Source organism: Paenibacillus sp. FSL L8-0436 (genome assembly GCF_038593025.1).
In the GTDB taxonomy this organism is placed as follows: Bacteria; Bacillota; Bacilli; order Paenibacillales; family Paenibacillaceae; genus Paenibacillus_AQ.
Genome location: NZ_CP151955.1, coordinates 5,325,479 through 5,342,809, shown reverse-complemented (window position 1 = coordinate 5,342,809; position 17,331 = coordinate 5,325,479). Strand labels below are relative to the sequence as shown.

Annotated in this window: 16 protein-coding genes and 2 pseudogenes; 11 read left to right on the top strand and 7 right to left on the bottom strand. The window is 44.7% G+C overall.

The annotated features are described in order from the left end of the window. Positions 1-80: 80 nt before the first annotated feature. On the top strand, positions 81-770 hold the full coding sequence (locus NSS79_RS24610) for an NAD(P)H-binding protein (protein ID WP_342436515.1): 690 nt from the start codon (positions 81-83) through the stop codon (positions 768-770). Positions 771-1,041: 271 nt separating this feature from the next. Here the strand turns inward: NSS79_RS24610 and NSS79_RS24605 are convergent. Both NSS79_RS24605 and NSS79_RS24600 read right to left on the bottom strand, forming a co-directional pair. Beyond that, positions 1,042-1,645 (bottom strand): annotated as a pseudogene (locus tag NSS79_RS24605) (IS110 family transposase); the annotation flags it as partial. A gap of 282 nt (positions 1,646-1,927) precedes the next feature. After that, complete coding sequence (locus NSS79_RS24600) at positions 1,928-2,131, bottom strand: hypothetical protein (RefSeq protein WP_342436514.1); 204 nt, start codon at positions 2,129-2,131, stop codon at positions 1,928-1,930. A gap of 304 nt (positions 2,132-2,435) precedes the next feature. On the opposite strand from NSS79_RS24600, the gene NSS79_RS24595 reads away from it, so the two are divergent. Continuing rightward, positions 2,436-3,575: a zinc-dependent alcohol dehydrogenase gene (locus tag NSS79_RS24595; protein ID WP_342436513.1), complete on the top strand. Its 1,140-nt coding sequence runs from the start codon at positions 2,436-2,438 to the stop codon at positions 3,573-3,575. A gap of 127 nt (positions 3,576-3,702) precedes the next feature. On the opposite strand, the pseudogene NSS79_RS24590 reads toward NSS79_RS24595, so the two are convergent. Then, positions 3,703-4,149: pseudogene (locus tag NSS79_RS24590) on the bottom strand (heme-binding protein). A 134-nt stretch (positions 4,150-4,283) separates the two neighbouring features. On the opposite strand from NSS79_RS24590, the gene NSS79_RS24585 reads away from it, so the two are divergent. The 5 genes from NSS79_RS24585 (at position 4,284) to NSS79_RS24565 (ending at position 7,861) form a co-directional block, all read left to right on the top strand. Further along, a complete protein-coding gene (locus NSS79_RS24585; RefSeq protein WP_342436512.1) occupies positions 4,284-4,532 on the top strand; it encodes a hypothetical protein in 249 nt (82 codons plus the stop codon). Between the two features lie 121 nt (positions 4,533-4,653). Next, positions 4,654-5,247 carry a DUF2441 domain-containing protein gene (locus NSS79_RS24580; RefSeq protein ID WP_342436511.1) on the top strand — a complete coding sequence of 198 codons (594 nt, stop codon included), beginning with the start codon at positions 4,654-4,656 and terminating at the stop codon, positions 5,245-5,247. A 154-nt stretch (positions 5,248-5,401) separates the two neighbouring features. Further along, positions 5,402-6,046 (top strand): aspartate/glutamate racemase family protein, encoded by a 645-nt coding sequence (locus NSS79_RS24575; RefSeq protein WP_342436510.1) that lies wholly within the window; start codon positions 5,402-5,404, stop codon positions 6,044-6,046. A gap of 85 nt (positions 6,047-6,131) precedes the next feature. Further along, positions 6,132-6,710, top strand: a complete 579-nt coding sequence (locus NSS79_RS24570) for a hypothetical protein (RefSeq protein WP_342436509.1) — start codon at positions 6,132-6,134, stop codon at positions 6,708-6,710. A 410-nt stretch (positions 6,711-7,120) separates the two neighbouring features. After that, positions 7,121-7,861: a class I SAM-dependent methyltransferase gene (locus NSS79_RS24565; protein ID WP_342436508.1), complete on the top strand. Its 741-nt coding sequence runs from the start codon at positions 7,121-7,123 to the stop codon at positions 7,859-7,861. A 227-nt stretch (positions 7,862-8,088) separates the two neighbouring features. Here the strand turns inward: NSS79_RS24565 and NSS79_RS24560 are convergent, their stop codons facing one another. Then, complete coding sequence (locus tag NSS79_RS24560) at positions 8,089-8,478, bottom strand: carboxymuconolactone decarboxylase family protein (RefSeq protein ID WP_038595249.1); 390 nt, start codon at positions 8,476-8,478, stop codon at positions 8,089-8,091. A gap of 95 nt (positions 8,479-8,573) precedes the next feature. Here NSS79_RS24560 and NSS79_RS24555 point away from each other — a divergent pair, with 95 nt between their 5' ends. Next, positions 8,574-8,951, top strand: a complete 378-nt coding sequence (locus NSS79_RS24555) for a MerR family transcriptional regulator (protein WP_342436507.1) — start codon at positions 8,574-8,576, stop codon at positions 8,949-8,951. A 193-nt stretch (positions 8,952-9,144) separates the two neighbouring features. Here NSS79_RS24555 and NSS79_RS24550 read toward each other — a convergent pair whose 3' ends face one another. Next, positions 9,145-10,647, bottom strand: a complete 1,503-nt coding sequence (locus NSS79_RS24550; RefSeq protein ID WP_342436506.1) for a dienelactone hydrolase — start codon at positions 10,645-10,647, stop codon at positions 9,145-9,147. A gap of 304 nt (positions 10,648-10,951) precedes the next feature. Between NSS79_RS24550 and NSS79_RS24545 the strand changes: the two genes are divergently transcribed. Then, positions 10,952-11,341: a hypothetical protein gene (locus tag NSS79_RS24545; RefSeq protein WP_342436505.1), complete on the top strand. Its 390-nt coding sequence runs from the start codon at positions 10,952-10,954 to the stop codon at positions 11,339-11,341. A 135-nt stretch (positions 11,342-11,476) separates the two neighbouring features. Here the strand turns inward: NSS79_RS24545 and NSS79_RS24540 are convergent, their stop codons facing one another. Further along, positions 11,477-12,349 (bottom strand): SDR family NAD(P)-dependent oxidoreductase, encoded by an 873-nt coding sequence (locus NSS79_RS24540; protein WP_342436504.1) that lies wholly within the window; start codon positions 12,347-12,349, stop codon positions 11,477-11,479. Between the two features lie 151 nt (positions 12,350-12,500). On the opposite strand from NSS79_RS24540, the gene NSS79_RS24535 reads away from it, so the two are divergent. Further along, positions 12,501-12,950 carry a MarR family winged helix-turn-helix transcriptional regulator gene (locus tag NSS79_RS24535; protein ID WP_342436503.1) on the top strand — a complete coding sequence of 150 codons (450 nt, stop codon included), beginning with the start codon at positions 12,501-12,503 and terminating at the stop codon, positions 12,948-12,950. Between the two features lie 174 nt (positions 12,951-13,124). On the opposite strand, the gene NSS79_RS24530 is transcribed toward NSS79_RS24535, so the two are convergent. Continuing rightward, on the bottom strand, positions 13,125-14,276 hold the full coding sequence (locus tag NSS79_RS24530; protein WP_342436502.1) for a glycosyl hydrolase family 8: 1,152 nt from the start codon (positions 14,274-14,276) through the stop codon (positions 13,125-13,127). Positions 14,277-14,482: 206 nt separating this feature from the next. Here NSS79_RS24530 and uvrA point away from each other — a divergent pair, with 206 nt between their 5' ends. Next, positions 14,483-17,329 carry an excinuclease ABC subunit UvrA gene (gene uvrA / locus NSS79_RS24525; RefSeq protein ID WP_342436501.1) on the top strand — a complete coding sequence of 949 codons (2,847 nt, stop codon included), beginning with the start codon at positions 14,483-14,485 and terminating at the stop codon, positions 17,327-17,329. Positions 17,330-17,331 lie beyond the last annotated feature (2 nt).

Genomic DNA, 17,331 nt, shown 5'->3' with positions numbered 1-17,331 from the left:
TCTATTTCTGTTTACAATTATACATACATAGTTGCTTCTTAATACACTAATGTGCATTTAAGTCGGAGGGGAATATTTCAATGAAAATTGCTATTATTGGAGCAACAGGGGGAACTGGAAGGAAAGTGATGGAGCGGGCACTTGAATTGGGACATGAGGTTATAGCTGTGGCTCGCCGCCCGGAAGTCATTCCCCCTGCAGAGCGGCTCAGCACCCGGCAGAGGGATGTATTCGACGCGTCGAGTATGGCCAAAGCCATTGCCGGTACAGATGTGGTAATCAGTTGCATTGGTCCAACCAGTAATTTCTCGCCGGGTACCGCCATGTCGAAGGGAATCCTGAATGTCCTTGCGGCAAACTTCTCACCGGGTACCGTCATGTCGGAGGGAATCCCGAATATTCTTAAGGCCTGTCAGCATGCTGGAGTTAAGCGCCTAGTCATGCAGAGCGGCATTGGTTTGAGCGACGGGAAGGAGCTTTCCGCAGGCAATCGGTGGGCGATAGGCATGAATCGCCGCATCTTCTCGAAGGCGATCAAGGATAAGGGCATTGCCGAGCATGCGGTGCAACGGAGTGACCTGGATTGGGTCATTGTACGACCGGCGGGCCTGAATGACGCGGCTGCCACTCTGAACTATACAGCAGGACCATCAGCACGCATCGCTCCGTTCCGGCCGCTGTCCTTCGCAGACTGTGCCGACTGCCTTGTGCGGGCGGCTACGAGTGAGCCAGCATGGGTCAGGAAGATCGTTAATGTTGGACAACAATAACATGTTGATTAGATTGGCAGCATGGGCAGTATTGCTTGAGGCTGAGCGGTGAGGCTTCAATGTGAAGTTCATCGTTAACGATGGACATGATTTGGTGAATCTGAATGCTTATCAATCTTCAGGAAGGGATGAGAAAATAATGTTTTATGTTTTCCTTTTTTTAGTCGTATCAATCCTTTTAGTTTCATTGTTTATAGGTATACACCCAACGTTTGGCGGAAACTCAACTAAAAAACAAAAACTGGCGTATGGTAGGTGTTTGATAATTTTTGATTTGTTCACTTAAAAAATCAATGTGAGTTAAAATAGTCTTAATCATCAAGCGTTGGTGAGGGTTTACATAGCCGTGTAGAGCAAGTTCAAGTTCATCCTTTTTTCGTTTCATGGTGCGTCTAGCAAAGTTCGCTAGTTTTTCAGGATCATCCTCACCATCAGCAATAGCATGAAGCATATCACGAGAGGAGACACCCATAATATCAGAGACAACAGGGCTGAGTTTACTATCGGCTCCTTCTAACACTTTTAGAATTCGATTATGTTGTCTAGCTCGTTCTTCGATAATACTCCGACGGTAACGGACAAGTTCTCGAAGCTCCTGTTGATTTCGATCTGGAATGAAACTTGCTTTAAGTAACCCATGACGAAGAAGCTTTGCAATCCATTCGGAGTCCTTGACATCTGTTTTACGTCCAGGCAAAGCTTTCATATGCTGGGCATTCACCACTAAAAATTCAATGTCTTCAGCTTCAAGTAAATTTACAATAGGCTTCCAAAATACACCTGTACTTCTCCTTTCCATTAGACTTAAGAATACATGCGGTAATGTTATCCTTATGAATATCCATACCACATGCCCGTTCAACTACGATTTCCACTCTAAAGTATCCTCTCTACGGCTAAATTAGGTAAGAGGCTGGTGCAACAATCAGAGTAGGATTAATCTCCCATGAGTGCTTCCCGATAGGGAGCGACAATCTGTGGTGCGGCGCTTGCGCTGCATGTATGGCTAACGGGAAACGTTAGTTGAATGAAACTGCGACAGTCCAGGGCTTTATTTCTCGTCCTTTGCTGGCGCTGTTTTAATTTATAAGTTAAGTCTTGAACTTCTTTCTTAGCATGAAAAAGAGCCCTCCGTATGGAGAGTCCCTGTAGTTGGTTTAATTATTTTGAAGCTCGGCAAGATCGGTTTCGGCTCGGGTAAGGAGATTATTCATAATCTCTAATTCACCTTTAAGCTTCTCTATGGCAGAGGTGATGTTCTCCCTTTCTCCAGCTGTCCGGGCACGGTATAGTTTCGCTTTCTCAGCTAACAGATCAGATTGAGCCTTCTCAATTTCATTCCTCCATTTTTCAATATTCATTTTAAATTCCAAAATCTTAGTAGCTTTTATTGATCGGGTACGCTCATACCATCCCCTAATTCCTCCTGAATAATGATCCGTTTCCCATCTACAGCCAGTTCAGATTCAATTTTTCCATACCGACCGTGGCAGTGATTTTAAAAACTAAAAGATGTGAACCAGATGAATTTCCAGAGTCTAAGACAGTTAGAACTGGAATTATCCGATCGAAAATACCGTGCATTGAATGTATGATCCTCACTCTCCAATTCCATAATAGAAACATGCATGCAAATTCAAGGCATGCCATAACAGGAGGGTGATTATGAAAGCTGTAACTTTTAATGGCATGAAGAACATGCAAGTGACGCAGGTCGCGGATCCGACGATTCAGAAAAAAGACGGGATTATCGTCAAGATCACCTCGACGGCCATATGCGGTTCCGATCTCCATATATACCAGGGGGCTATTCAAGCCCAAACCGGATACGTAGTCGGACATGAACCGATGGGCATCGTCGAAGAAGTGGGCCCTGAGGTGACAAAGGTCAAAAAAGGGGACCGGGTCGTGCTCCCGTTCAATATCTCGTGCGGCAGCTGTCATTACTGCCAGCATCAAATGGAGAGCCAATGCGACAACTCCAACCCCAATCCCCAAGTGGATACAGGAGCTTACTTTGGGTTTGCCGAACGTTACGGGAATTATTCGGGCGGACAAGCCGAATTGCTTTACGTGCCGTATGGCAATTTCATGCCGTTCGTTATTCCGGAGTCATGTGAATTAGAGGATGAGAAGCTCCTGTTCCTGTCCGACGTGTTGCCGACGGCCTATTGGAGCGTGGACAACGGCGGCGTGAAGCAGGGAGATACGGTGGTGGTGCTCGGCTGCGGCCCCGTCGGCTTGATGGCGCAAAAATTCGCCTGGATGAAAGGGGCCAAACGGGTCATCGCGATCGACAATCTCCCGTACCGGCTGAACCATGCCAAAAAAATGAATAACGTCGAAATCTTCAACTTTGAAGATTTCCAAGACATGGGGCTGCATATAAAAGAAATAACGGGCGGGGGTGCGGATGTCGTCATCGATTGCGTCGGAATGGACGGCAAGAAGACGCCATTGGAGGAGGAAGAGCAGAAGGCCAAGCTGGTTGGCGGAACGCTCAGCCCGATCAACATCGCGATGAATGCGGTGCGGAAATTCGGCACGATTCAGATTACTGGGGTATACGGTTCTAAATACAACCAGTTCATGTTCGGAAACATGTGGGAACGAAACGTGAAGCTGACCATGGGACAGGCGCCCGTGATTCATTACATGCCAATGCTGTATCAAAAAATTATGGCAGGCGAGTTCGATCCGACAGAGATCATCACGCATAAAGTGCCGCTTGATCAGGCGCATAACGCGTACAACACCTTTTACAACCATGCGGACGAATGCATTAAATTCGTCCTGAAGCCTTAAATGATGGCATGAGAAGAGGGGCTGTGCCACGGGGTATTGTACCCTGAGGGACAGCCCCATGTGTTTAGCCGATTTTTCGCCAATATTGACGGGACCTAGTTTCGTTATAGGGCTAAAGCCGCCAGGTTTACAGCAAGCTCCCGGAAGACCCGCTCCGCGGCTTCGGATAGGTTTCGAAAGCCCGCACCGCCGCTTCCGCAACCTCAATGTCGTTTGCGACCTTACTGCCGCTTGCGCCGACCGCCCCGACGATTCTCCCTTCGAACGACAACGGAATCCCCCCTCCGAACACGACAACGCGTCCGTGGTTGGTCGTATTGATCCTTTACAGCTCCCCGCTCGGGACCGCCAACGGAGCAAGGCTCGCCGTGGGCATTTTTAGCGCGACCGCCGTCCATGCCTTATTATGGGCGATGTCGACACTGGCCAGCCAGGCATGGTCCATCCGATGAGAAGCAACGAAATTCCCGCCATCGTCTAAGATGGCGATCACTTCCGCGATCCCGAGCTCCCTTGCCCGGAGTTTCGCTGCGTGAATCAACACTTTGGCGACTTCTAGAGTGATTTTCAACATCTGCGTCTATAGCGTTAAATCACTAGTATTAGGTTATGTAATGATATTCTAATATTCAGTAATTGGAACAATGTGGTAAAGTGAAATAATGGTACAAGGAATCAACAAAAAATAGAGGAGGCAACAAATATTTCATGGGCAACGACTTATACAGAAAACTAGGTGCAGCCTTTCTAATTTCCGCTGGAGTAATCTATGCTATTGAACGTGTGGGCTCTTTGATAGCTCGCAGCCAAGAAATTGTAGTGTTATACGAAGCGAAAATGTTCGATGCCCTACCTAAAACTCATATTACAGGCTTCTTCGATAATATCTTTGTGCCAATCCTTACGTTCCTAGGTATGATACTTTTCGTATATGGGTTCCCGAAAAAAATAAAATGAGGTAACTCACTCAACGCGATGGGAACACATTATGGATAGTACCGCGAAGCACTAACGGGCAGGATAACGCTGGTAAATTCCGAATTTACTTATGCTAACAATGATTAATGGGGGGCAGTCCATGGAAAGAAGCAAATTGTATGTTTACCACATTGTCACGAGAAGAAAAATGGACATTGGGCAGATAATTAGCTTTGACAAAAACCAAAAAAACACTTTATATCACTTCTTTTTTGAGAAGGAACAGATGAATTCCAAAGGTGAAGACTTTATTCAAATATTACACCGTCATTATACAAATGACGGCTTTAAGTTGGATAAAGAGAATGCAGATGTAGTTATTAGATATGCGGAACAAACCATCAGAGCTACTAGAGAAGTAATAGTTGAAATGGTCAGATTGCAAGAATATCCTGAATATCCTTCACGGTTGTCTTGCTTATACGCTGCTAAGAGCTATGAAGACGCTCTGGAATGGAAAGAACTTTTCGATTCTTATCATCGAAAAGTACTGCAGATCGTTAAACTTCGGGTTACTGGTAATATCTTTGAAGGTGACGGTAATCTTTTACCAAAGGAAGATGGAATTCCTTTCTCCCGAAAAATCGTACAAGCCAGAGAATATTGGAAGGGCAATATAAATAACGAACTTCCTGAGCTGCTGATTAATGGGGAAATCGAAGTAGTAGAAATTATTGATGAATTCTCCACTTAATTTCAACAAAAGCGCTGAAAAAGCAAGCTGGAATTAATTGCTCTAAGATCCCCCGCTTATTCAACTATAGGGCAGGATTGTATAGCAAGTTGTTTCTGGAGAAAAACACAATAAACTGGTAGTGTAAGAGGAAATAAAGTAGGGTGGTTATCATATGAAGAAGATTGGTTGTTTGCATGCCCACTATTCAAATATTGAGTATATTCAAAAAGCTATTGCTTCAAATGATTTGGAATTAGTACACTTTGTAGACCCTGGATTAATGAGCAGAATTGCGTCAGATGAAAATTTTGATTTAACAAAAGCCCAAAACAAAGTGAATGAGCAGATTGAATGGATAGCAAATACGAATATTGATGCAATTCTAATTACATGTACTAATTACATTGCTATTCTCAACGAAGAACAACTTAAGACATCAGTCCCAATAATAAAAATTGATGAGCCATTTATCCATCACGTTTGCAATATAACAGAGCCACAGATGCTACTATTTACTAATCCAGCAACAGTCGAAGGAACAATGAAACGGCTTAATGAATTTGCAACCACACACGCAAAACCAATTAATATTGATGTTCAAGTCATTGAGAATACCTTCGAGCTAATAATGCAAGGAAAGAAGGAGCAATATGTGAATGAAGTATCAAACTATATTAAGGGTTTGCTTGTCTCTGACCCCAACAAGACCATTTCTGTCGCTCAATTATCCATGGTTGAAACTGCTGAAAAAGTTGAGCGTGAAATGGGTGTGCAAATTGGAAATCCATTAAAAACATTGTTAACATATCTTGGATAGAGGTTAAAGTTTAATTCCGCTAACGGGCAGGATACGTTGTAATTAACAGCACTATTATAAGTCGCAGTCAGCCTGAGGTGAACTAATGAATTTTAGATGTGAGTGTGGACAAAGAATACACGACACGACTGATTATTTATCCTATAAGGGATATTTAATTTCTGACCAAGATCAGTTTGATCTCCTAGACGAGATTGACGATGCTATTGAGAAATCGGGGCCGTCGTCTACAGATAAAGAAGAAGCTGCAATAAGAATTCGATCATTAATATCCACACTTTTTAAGACGGTTTATCAGTGTTCAAATTGTGGGAATTTCTTCATTGATAATGATCATCCTGGGCTAGAAATGTTCAGGGGAGCTAATCAAGTTAATAAGAACTTATTAGCGTCAGCTTTAGGGGACAAGTGGAGAGGTTCTATATATGCGGATTGGAAAGATAAAATTCCCGATTGGCAAACTTCCAATGGAACCCTACTTAACGAAACGAATGTAAGCTCTCTAACTGGACAATTGGATGAAAACGGAAAATATAGTGATTGGGAAACCTTGGAGCTGGATTATTATCAGTTATTTAATGACCTAAAGAATAAGAATGTTATAAGGTTCAGCCAATTGAAAAAGAACAATACAGTAATACATTCATGGAGCTTACAAAAATAGCTAGAGACAAAGCAATTAATTATTGATGATTTCGGAGGATTTTACTTGAAAGAATGATTCCCGTGAATAGGACGATTCTTTGTTTTTAAGGGAATCTAGGCAACGATTTTGATTTGAATTACATGGAACTCTAACGGAGAACGATAACCTAATAATGACATGGAGGCATCTGGTCACGACGATCGGCTGCCTCTTTTAACCGAACGGGCAGTTTAATGCAATGAATTACGCTAGCGGGCAGTATAGTTGAATAACCTATCTTTGATATACTTGGTTTATATTGTGGAGGAGAAGGAGGCAATCATGATTGCGTTCGTTGTCGCAATTGATTGTGTGAAGGCTGACCAAGCTGCTGCTTCTCATCAGTGACTATTTTGTCTAGGTCTTACAATATGAAAGGGGGAATGGCGTTGATTGAACATAGCAATCTTGAAGAATATCAAGATCCGGTAAATTACGATCTTGAATTTGACGGTGAAATTGACAAATATCAGTTCTTTCTTGAGCTTGCTAGATCGAGTCCTGGGGAAGTGTTAGAGCTTGCTTGCGGTACAGGCTTAACAACGATACCCCTGTCGAAAGCCGGCATAACGATGACCGGTGTAGATATCTCTTCAGCGATGCTCGCATATGCGCGGTTGAAGGCGGAAGGGTTGACTGTTACTTTTATGGAAGGTGATGCCCGTACCTTCGAATCGGACAAGCGATTTTCAATGATTTATTTGACTGGTAATGCATTTCAGGCATTCATAAGTGATCAAGATCAAATTGATTTGCTCACGACCGTTCACAAACATTTACAACCCCAGGGAATCTTTGCATTCGAGACCCGTAATCCGGAGGGAACGGATTTATCCGATCAAGAGGAGACAGAATGGGGATCATTCATAGATAAGGATGGGAATAACGTCAAGGTATCAGGCACACAATGTTACGATGCTAGACAGCATGTCATGCATTGGGTCACGATGCGTGATTGGGGGGATAAGCGGACGACTTCCCGAATTGCTTGTCGGTTCACGGATCAGAATACGCTGCATTCTTTATTAACCCGTCACGGCTTTCGCGTCGAACATCAATATGCTGATTGGGATAAGACGCCGTTCTCTCCGTCAGCTTCCTCTATCATTAGCGTTTGTAGGAAATGTTAGGAGAGACGTAATGCATTGCAATAGAAAAAATCCCCTCAGGTCGAGGGGATTTTTGGTGATCCTAAGTTTTGCATACTTTTCGCATTAATAATTCAATGACAAAAAAATCGTTGGAGATGAGTGTATGGATATAAACGTAAGGAAGGCAAGAATTGAAGATGTAATGACTTGTCTGAATTAATTTTATTGGAACTGATTCCAACATTGAAAAGATGCAAAATCAGGTTTTAGTTCACAATTTTCAAATTCCGTTCCTCAAAAATTTCTTTGGCAACAAAAACGGCATTAAGAACTCTTGGAAAACCAGTATAGGGAATGCAATGCATAATCGCTTCAATTACTTCATTGGGTGTAAGTCCTACATTGAGAGCTGCGTTGATATGCACGTTTAGCTGTGGCTCACATCCGCCTTGTGTTGTAAGCGATGCGACCGTTATTAGCTGCCGCTGTTTGAGATCAAGCACTTCCCTTGAGTATATCTCTCCAAATGCAAATTCAACAACGTACTTTCCCAGGTCGGGAGCAATGTCCCTCATTGACTCAATGACACGTTTTCCTCCTTCACCATCTATTTGCATTAGTTTTTCCCAACCACGTGTATAACGTTCATTTGACATATATTATTCCTCCTCTGTGTAACTTGAATTAAATGTTACACTTTAGAGTGCACTCTAAAGCAATAACTTTTTTTTGATGTGCTATAATAATATTTATGGAACCTAATTTTTTTACAATTCAACAAATCTCTGAAATGACAGGGCTTACTGTTCACACATTGCGCTATTACGAGAAAATCGGATTGCTTTACGGGATCCATCGAGATACAAGTGGGTATCGCCAGTATTCAGAGACTGATATCTCGTGGATCCATTTTTTACTCCGATTGCGGGTAACAGGAATGAAAGTCAGTGATATGAAGCATTTTTCTGATCTGCGAAGTCAAGGAGAGGCTACAATAAGTGTAAGACGGGAGCTGTTGGAAACCCATCAAAAAAACGTTCTTGCTCAAATTAATGAACTGAAGAACAACCTGAAGATGATTGATGAAAAGATAGAATCTTATAAATGGATGGAGGGGCAAGACAGTTAAGAACAATGTCTATTCGTTCCAGATAATTGATAGACCGCCCTTGCTCAGAGCTTTCACTTCCCCTTCTTCACCCAATCTGAGAGTTGTGTTCGTTCTTCTTAGACAAAGGAAAACTCCCCTTCAAATAGCGGTTTATTTATTAAACCTGTCTAATTGAAGGGGAGCATATCAAAATCGATAGCCTGTTCCGTGATTATAATAGCGAGGTTACGAACTTCACCTCCGGATAGCGGTTATCCGGTCCTTTCATTAAGATTCCGCCTTGATTTTTTAGATACATATCGAAGAAATCCAGCATATAGGTATTGATAACGGAGTTCGCTCTTTCGGGCGCAATCTTTCCTGTAATACCCAGCATTTTGAAAATCGGAGAAACGAACTGTGCGTCGGTAAAATTCAAATGCTCCGTATTGTCGATATAGAGGACTTGTCCCCCTTTGTCGGCCGCTTCGCGCATCCGTTCAAGCTCCAACTTTTTGTCTTCCGTTACTTGATCCTCCCACTCTCTTGTTGAGCCCATACGTTTAAGCTCTGCATCCGTGTAGACCCGGTTATCCATCACCATTTTTAATTTTTCGAAATAGCTTTCCGAGGTGATGAACAAAAACGGCTTTCGCAGACCCTCTCGGTCACGCAGACGATAAAGCCCTCCATCAAGGTCTATTCCAACCGCGATTCGCGGATCGTAAGAAGCGTCATAGGCCGTCGCTCCGCCGATGGAATGACCAAATACCCCGACATGACCGAGATCAATCCTCCCTTTTAGATGACTTGGAATCTGCCCCGATTGGATGAGCTCGAATTGGTCCAGCGCAAACGCCACATCACCGGTTAAAACTTTTCCCAACTTGTCGCGAATTTTTATTCCTGTCCGGTAATCATGGTCGGGCGAGAATAAGTCGTTGGTTGTGCTGGTCGTGATTCGCCCGTCCGGAAACTCGGTTGCAAATGTATTGTAGGTGTGGTCGATCACTGCCACGATATATCCGTGACTCGCGAGATGTTCGGCTTGTGACGTGTGGAGGAACCTGGAAGAGCCGTTGCCTGGATTCGCAAGGATCAGCGGGTATGAAGTCTGTGCCGAAGAGACTTCTGCCCCCGAATAAGCATGACTGGATACGTACTTCAGGTGTTGAAACGTAAACCCGGGAAGGCCATAGTTCGCGGCCATATAACGTAAAATCTGGGGATCGGGAATAAAGGGAGCGTACTTGCCGTTGCCAGCTTGAGCCGGATACCATACCTGAACCATCAATTCTCTCTTACCATCCCTGGCTTCGTCGAATATCTCTTCCCTATTTGTATCCACGAAATGAAAAGTTTGCGTTCCTACCTTAAATTCGCCTGTCGGTTCAGGTAGTTTATATACAGGAAAAGCATACATGAGACCCGCTGTTACAACCAGCATTATCGCTATAGCGGTATAAGCTGAACCCAACATAAATCGTGGGATTTTTTTTGGGCCGGTTTTTTTAAAATAGCTATAACCTGAAATGGCTAAAAAAATGATCGTTATGCAATATGGGGGAAATAGCTGAACTCTGTATCCTTCCACCGTCCAATGAATGACCAGTAGAAGTGTGGCGATCCCGCTTGCAACGAATACTGGAATTCTACGCCGTCCTTTTTTTAATAGGACTGTTAATGCAAACAAGCCGATGTTTGACAAAAAAAGCAACAGTTCAAACAGCCTCATCTCGATTCTCCTTTTAAAAAAAGTTATATTTTCATTTGTTCCAATCTTATCCTGCCAGGGTGGCCTGAGCTATCGATTTGCCTTACATCTACCTTACAAGTATGAAATTCGATCTTGCGGTATCGGAGGACTATAATAGATTCCAACGGAACCTAATCCAGCCTATTCAAACCATAGAAACACAGTAAGCTCCAATCGCTCTTCGGCGAAGGCATGCCGCGTTCTGCCTTCTTCTTGCCGGCTACGATTATGAAGCTAACTGAGGACGTTCAACGACTGCAAATCTCAAATAGGTGCTGAGAATATGAAGAAAAACACAAGGGAAATCAATGTTAGAGATAAAAAATACGTTTATTTTATTAACCAAAAGTACCACCAAGGTGCATGCGAAATCACTCTTTCTATATCATTAAAGGGACTGAAGAACATAACATGTTCCTTCCACTTTTGTACATGGGATGACCCGATTTCGGGAAGCCCTCTGTTAGTTGGTGTTCACTTAAAGAAAATAATCTCGGGTGATATTGAAGGTTTTAATTTACATTACCCAGGAATAGTTAAGCAGTTTGTTTTGTATGGTTTGGAAAATGGGTGGAATGGATCAAACAGAATTGAGTTTAATGATGGGCTGGAAATACTCAGTAATATGGGATATGACGTGTTATGGCTTAAACCGGGACACATTCAGCATTAAGTTACGTATTCCCATGCCAAAACAGATTTTATAAACTCGATTATGGAAAATTAGGGGTAAACTAGCGGGACACGATAGTTCAAACACGACATGTAGACAGCCAGTCATTACGATCGGCTGTCTTTGTTGAATTGCCTACAGAAATCCCTTTTCTCTCATTAGTTTTTCTGTGCTTTCCCACAACCTGCGCTGCATGGCATCATCTCCTCCGGGAGACACTGGCTCAATGGATTGTCCTGTTCCGACATTAAAGTATCCACCCGTCTTATTTAGATATTCCGGATCAACAATTAATCGGGTAATAATATCGGTTCCTCTTCGCGGATCTCCGAGGCGCAGGACTTTCAACAATCGTTCGAGTACAGGGGCGAACCAAAGTTCTCGTCCGAGTCCGGTAACATTAAATCCAGGATTCAGTGCATTTACGCTAATACCCGTTCCTGACCACCTCCGCGCAAGTTCAGCCGAAAACATAATATTTAATAATTTGGTTTTTCCATAGATGGGGGATGAGCCGCGAGCGGTAAAGGGAGTTGTATCTGTTAAATCCTCTGGTAGCTTCAATATACCGTGACGGCGTGAAGCTTCAGAGGCAACATTGACAACTCTGGGATGGCTCGAGTTTTGCAGGGAAGGTTTTAGAATCTGTGTTAAAATCCAGGGAGCGAAATAATTGACGGTAATCATCTCAGGAAGACCCTCGGGGGTGATGCGAGGTTTAAAAGCATGAATCCCCACATTGTTCAACAGCACATCGATTTTAGGATATTCGGCAGCTATTTCACTCCCAACCCGTGAAACATCCTTAATTGACGAAAAGTCTCCATAAAAGAAATCAATATTCGCTGAAGGTGCCTGCTCCTTAATGCGTTCTCTCGTGATTTCAGCGCGTTCTTTACTCCGGGCAGTCAAAATAAGGTCAAATCCGCGTTTTGCTAATTCGAGCGCGACAAGCTGCCCAAGTCCACTGGTAGCACCAGTAATGACAACATTTTCTTTATTAACCATCGTCATTTCTCCTTCCTATGATACACTTTAAGAGTGGATAATCACTATAACCTGTCATGAATTTAGTTGACATATATCCACTATATTGATTTAGTTGATATATGTCAACTATTCGTGAATTTGATTTAGACCTAAAGAAAGGTGAATAAGAATGAACGAGATAAACGTACCTAGGGATAGACTTGAGATTGAATTGGGCGAACAGCTTAATGCTCTCATTAGTTCTGCACATGCATTAAATGTAAAAGCCGCTGCTAAATTCGATTCCTCCTTACAGCCTGCTGCCTTCCATCTTGTTCGCTGGCTGTATTCCTATGGCGCCACTAATGCCGCCGCTTTAGCTGAATCAACAGCAATGGATCGAAGTTCGGTCAGCCGCCTCATCAAACAACTTCAAGCTTTGGGATATGTAAAACGAGAAACGTCGGCTAATGATGGACGGGGAGTTGTATTATCTCTTACCGATTACGGGCAACAAAAAGTTTTAGATGCGCTGAAGGAAAAAGAGTCTGTGTATTATGAACGGCTTTCGGACTGGAAAGATGCAGAGCTTCATGATTTCATCCAAAGGTTGAGGCACTTTAATGGATTTCGTAGTTAAAGTGGAACCCTTAACACATTGCCAGAACAATTTGTGAAATCGAGTAGCACAAGGTATTTGTTGTTCCGCTAACAGGAAACGTTAGCTCAATAAAACAGCGGCAGTCCAGGACTTTAATTCGTCCACGGCTGCCGCTGTTTTTATAGTGAGGGCTAGTCTAATGCTTTATTTACTTTATTCTTGCTGATAAATGCGGTAATTTCCGCTTAAGGCCAGTAGACTGAAGAAATACAGGCAGTTGTCGTAGTACCGGCGGACCCCGCTGCGCAGAGGGGTATTCCAGAAGAGCCTTGCGAACGGCTCCGCATCCGGTCCGTCGGCAGCGAGCGAGGCCATGGCCAGAGTAGCCAGGAGTCCGACGGGATGCAGTGCCGGTTCCTCGAACGGATGGCCGTCAATGGTGTATCGGCGGTAATCCGCAGGTTCAATGTCCCGGAAGAATTGCTGAATCCGGTTCGACTGCTCGATCTGCCAGGGATCGCTGCGGAACCATTCATAGTCCAGCGCGATATTGGCCGCTACGCGGTAGGCATCGCTGAAGAAATGCCGGAAATCGCCATGGGGCTGAGGAGCAGCGGGTGTGCCGTCGAAATTTGCGTATTCCGGGGAAAGACCGGTTACAGGATCGCAGGCTTGATGCAGGTAGACTCTGCTTGCTTCCGCAGCCTCCTTCCAGAATGTGCGGTCTTGCTCGTCTGCCTCCCGGGCAAACAATTCGTAGAAATGAGGCAGATGGTAGGAAGGATCACTGAAAGGAGACTCGGGAACGAACTTGATCAGCTTGTTCGCCGGGTCCCACATCGGGTCTCCCTCACCTTGTTCTCCCTTATGCACGCAGGCGCGGAGAATCGTCTTCGCCTGTTCAGAATAGTTGTACGGCTCCGGCCCGTCACCCCAGCGGCTGGAAGCGAAGAACAATGCCATCGCGAAGAATTCTTCACCGTCTGGTGCGGGGCCTTGGGACAAACGGCTGCCGTCCGGCTTGCAGTGCCAGGCAAAATAATCCTTGTAGCGTCCTTCCTTATGCTGCATGAACACCTTGGAGAAAAGCCACAGCCGGTCGAATTCATCTTTCTTGTCCATTTGCACAGCCATCATCATCCCGTAGGACATGCCTTCGGAGCGCACATCGGAATTTCCGGTATCCAGCATATAGGCTTTATCGTTGTCCGCCGGATAATAGATCCGCACATCGGGAGCCCCGTAGAACAAATCGTTCCACGCCTGTTCAAGCCTTGCTTGAATCTCCTCTTCCGTATAGCCAATCTCTCTGAACAGATTTCTATATTCATGCGTGTAATAAGAACCCTCTTTGCTAATGTTCATAGCACCCTCCAGTGGAACTGATTTTGCCCAAAGTATAGCATGGCGGAAGGTGAACAAATTAAAGCGTTTTCCCTGAAAATTATAGTTCAAACCTATTTTGATAAAAAATAAAGTCTGATTAAATTACATTATATGGTAAAAACCCTTGACATGCATATGATAGAATTTATTTAAGAGTGTTTTTTTTGTTCAAATTAGGAGGCCTTATGCATAAATATATAAGTGTTCACGGAGCCAGGGAAAATAATCTGAAGAATGTCAGCCTTAACATCCCGCGCAACCAATTCGTAGTTTTTACCGGGGTAAGCGGATCGGGCAAATCGAGTCTGGCTTTTGATACGTTGTATGCCGAAGGACAAATGCGTTATGTGGAATCGCTCTCGTCCTACGCCCGGCAATTTCTGGGGCTTAGGGGCAAGCCGGATGTCGATTCTATTGACGGACTTTCACCTGCGGTAGCCATCGAGCAAAAGACGACTTCAAACAATCCGCGTTCAACAGTGGGGACAGTTACGGAAATTTATGATTATCTGCGTTTGCTGTGGTCCAAGATCGGAATTCCCCATTGCCCCTCGTGCGGGAGAAGGGTTGAACGCCAATTTGTGGATCAGATTGTGGAACAGATCAGCAGTCTTCCTAGCGGAACAAAATACGAAATACTGGCTCCCGTCGTCCGTGACCAAAAAGGAGAGCATCAGCATGTATTCGAACAGGCCAGACAAAATGGATATGTCCGGGTCCGGGTGAATGGGGAGGTTCATGACTTATCCGGTGAAATACGCTTGGACAAAAATAAAAAACATCAAATCGCAATAGTGATTGATCGTCTGATAGTGAAGGACATAGATGTTCAAAGGCTGTCAGACTCCCTGGAAACGGCATTATCGCTCTCAGGCGATCTGGTCGTTATTCGTCAAACCGCCAGTGGTGAAGAGACCTTATTCTCGCAAACCTATGCCTGCCCTTACTGCTCGATCTCACTGCCGGAGTTATCCACGCGTATGTTCTCGTTCAACAATCATGAGGGTGCTTGTCCAGCCTGCTCAGGTTTGGGTTCGCATTTGAAGGTCGATCCGGGCAAGGTTATTCCAGACAAGAGCCGCTCAATCAACTCAGGCGGGATTGTGGCCAACGGCTGGAACAATGTCAAGAGTAATTCCTTTTGCAAAATGTACTATAAAGCGCTCGGAACAAGGTATGGCTTTGATTTCGACACTCCGCTAGGCGAGCTTACGGAAGAAGCACTGGATGCGCTGCTGTATGGCACCCGTGGAGAGAAGCTTGAAGTGTACCATCCCAGTGAGGCCTTAAGAAAATATGTGAAAGAATCCTTTGAAGGCATTGTGAACAATCTGGAGCGGCGTTACCGCGAGACACCCTCTGAGGCGATGCAAAAAGAAATTGAAAAGTACATGTCCGTATTGCCCTGTCCGGATTGTCACGGTGACCGCCTGTCCCAAGTTGTTCTTGCAGTCACTGTTAATGGGTTGAATATATCGGAATTCTGCAGGTTATCCATTGACGCGGAGCTGCAATTAATTAGAAATCTGAGCTTGTCGAAAGAACATTCCAAGATTGCCGGTTCTATTCTTCAGGAGATTGATTCCAGATATCAGTTCCTGAACAACGTAGGGCTGAACTATTTAACGCTTTCCAGAGCTGCCGGAACTTTATCGGGCGGTGAAAGCCAGCGCATTCGTCTGGCGACGCAGCTCGGTTCCGGACTGATGGGTGTACTGTATATTTTGGACGAGCCTTCGATTGGGCTGCATCAACGGGACAATGACCGCCTGCTGCTGGCTTTGAAAAAAATGCGTGATCTCGGCAACACCTTAATCGTCGTGGAACACGATGAGGATACCATACGGCAGGCGGACTGGATCGTGGACATTGGACCTTATGCCGGTACGAATGGCGGTGAAGTGGTTGTGCAGGGGGGACTTGAAGACATCCTGGCGGAGTCCCGCTCCATTACGGGCCAGTATCTTTCCCGGCAAAAGCAGATCCCCGTACCTGAAACGCGCCGTACCGGAACTGGGCAACAGTTAACCATTACAGGGGCTGCCGCCAACAATTTGCAGGGGATTCATGTGTCGATTCCACTCGGTACGTTCACTTGTGTCACAGGGGTTTCAGGCTCAGGTAAGTCTAGTCTGGTCAACGAAATCCTGTACAAAAAGCTGGCAGCATCGCTCAACAGGGCTCATACCGTTCCCGGAGCCCACCTGAGCATAGAAGGAATGGAGCATCTGGACAAGATCATCAATATCGACCAACAACCGATCGGACGCACCCCGCGATCCAATCCGGCCACCTATACAGGTTTGTTTGATAATATCCGCACGCTGTTCTCGCTCACCAATGAAGCAAAGATTCGTGCTTATGGCCCGGGACGGTTTTCCTTCAATATAAAAGGGGGCCGTTGTGAGGCTTGTGCAGGCGAAGGACTGATTAGGGTGGAAATGCACTTTCTCCCGGATGTCTATGTGCCCTGCAGTATTTGCAAAGGGCGAAGATACAGCCGTGAAACGCTTGAGGTTCACTATAAAGGCAAGAGTATTGCGGATGTACTGGAAATGACGGCTCAGGAAGCAGTTCAGTTTTTTGAGAATATTCCTAAAATCCGCAAAAAGATCGAAGCGCTCTGCAGCGTGGGACTCGGTTATATTAAACTCGGTCAATCGTCCACCACATTATCCGGAGGGGAAGCGCAGCGGGTAAAGCTGGCAGCAGAGCTGCTGAAGCCGGCTACCGGGTCTACTATTTATGTCATGGATGAGCCGACGACCGGGCTGCATTTTTTAGATGTGCATCAATTGATTGATGTGCTGCATTCGTTAACCGATGCGGGCAATACCGTAGTCGTTATTGAACATAATCTGGATTTGATCAAAAATGCAGATTACATTATTGATCTGGGACCTGAAGGTGGAGCGGAAGGTGGAACGATTGTATGCACAGGCACACCGGAGCAGGTAGCTTCTGTTGAAACGAGCTATACCGGCCAATATTTAAAAAAAGAGCTGGATAAAAGTTATGTGCAGAGTGGATGAAA